The following is a 1,947-nucleotide window of genomic DNA, read 5'->3' as shown; positions in this document are numbered from 1 at the left end:
CAAGGCCGGCAACATCCTGCTGCTCGAGCGCCTGCATGCCGACGGATCCTACGACTACAAGGAAGTCCGCCATCCCGGCGGCACCAAGGAGATTTCGTCCTATGACGTCGCGGGTCAGATCTCGACCCATGTCACGCTGGCGGCAGACGGATCGCGTACGGTCGAGACCTTCCTGAAGGATGGCACCGGCAATGTCCGGACCGACGCCTATGACAGCGCCATCAAGCTGTTGCTGGCCGATGTCCGCCATCAGGACGGCTCGCACGCCATCACGATCTATGCCAACGAGCAGACCTTCCATGGTGGCATCGGCAACGACACGATCCAGTTCGGCAACACGGCCAGAGGCACTTTCGACTATGAGGGCGGCAACGACACGCTGTCGAGCTTCAACGTGACGCCGGGCGCGCAGGACCGGATCGTTCTCGACAGTCACTGGGCAACAGGAATGGGCGACCTGCACATGCACCAGATCGGCAGCGACACCGTCATCTCCTTCGACAACGGCCACAGCATTACGCTGACCGGCATTGCCGTGGGCAGCGTGACCGCTGGCAACTTCCTGTTCGTTTGACCGTCCGAAAGGGCGGAGCGTCCCGGGCGATGCGCGACCGGCTTGCCGTCCCGGCTCCGTCAGACGGGCCTCGGATCAGCCGGCGACCCCCGACGACGCGACCGAATCCGGTGCGTCGCCCTCTGCGTCGATCCGACCGATGGCGAATCGGCGGATCGATAAAAGTTGAGCTAATGGCCTAAACGTTTCTTTCTGGCGGTCGGATAGCGTCTCCTCAAACGACGATGGAGACAGTCCCACTATGGCATCCACCCCGGTCATCACCACGAAAACCGTCAGCGCCAACGGCTTTGTCGGTTCCATTGGCATCAACACCAGTGGCGGCTATTATATGGACGCCTACAAGAACTCGAGCCAGACGATCTCGAGCCTCAAATATCTCGGCATCGACACGGTGCGCGATTCGCTGGCCGCCTACGGCGAAGCCAAGCCGGTTCTGGAGGCCATGGCCGCCGCCGGCATCAAGTTCGATTTCACAACGCCGAGCGAGCTCGTCGCCCGCGGTCCAGCCGGGCTGGCAGCCTATGTCGATGTCCTCAAGGCCTTTCAGGCGGCGCATCCCGGCAGCATCCTTTCCGTCGAAGGCTTGAACGAAGCCAATATCGACGGCGCCTATACCGGTGCGTTCACCATGGAAGCGGCCGCCGCCTTCCAGAAGGCCTTGTACACCGCGGTCAAGGGTGCCTCCGGCCTCAGCGACGTCGCCGTGCTCAATCTCAGCATCAGCCATGACAGCGTGGAAGCCTACAAGGCGCTGGGCGACCTCGGACAGTATTCCGACTTTGCCAACGCCCATGCGTATCCCCATACGGGCGCCGTCAACGACAAGAGCATGCAAACGTCGATGGATCTCGCCGCCGCGGCCTCCAAGGGCGATCCGATCGTCATCACCGAGACGGGCTACACCACCTACGCATCCGCATCCGGCATCGGCGCAAGCGAGACGGCACAGGCCAAGCTGATCCTCAACAACCTGCTCAACGCCTACGAGAACGGCTCGCAGCAGACCTATATCTACATGCTGTTCGACGTGCCGTCGGCCGCCTTCCGCGGCCCGATGGAAGTCCAGTTCGGCGTCTTCCATGCCGATGGCAGCCCGAAGCTCGCCGCAAGTGCGATCCACAACTTCACGACCATCCTGCAGTCCGGCGACGACGGGTCGGCCGCAGCCGGGAGCACGATCAACTACAGCCTGAGCAACGCGCCGTCCGAAACCCATGCAATGGCGATGCAGAAATCCGGCGGCGTCTACGATCTCGTGGTGTGGACGGACAAGATCGTCTGGAACGAGACGACGGGCAAGGACGTGATCACGCCCGCGACCGATGTGACGGTCGACCTCGGCAAGGTCGAGGCGCTGGTCTACGTCTACG

General features: G+C 62.5%; 2 pseudogenes. Both read left to right on the top strand.

The features are described from left to right. Positions 1-574, top strand: a pseudogene (locus tag ASG03_RS21670) (hypothetical protein); the annotation flags it as partial. A 241-nt stretch (positions 575-815) separates the two neighbouring features. Further along, positions 816-1,947: pseudogene (locus ASG03_RS09720) on the top strand (RHS repeat protein); the annotation flags it as partial.

Source organism: Rhizobium sp. Leaf341 (assembly GCF_001424325.1).
In the GTDB taxonomy this organism is placed as follows: domain Bacteria; phylum Pseudomonadota; class Alphaproteobacteria; order Rhizobiales; family Rhizobiaceae; genus Ferranicluibacter.
Note: the sequence above shows the minus strand (reverse complement) of the source record. Positions and strands in the feature narration are given on the sequence as shown.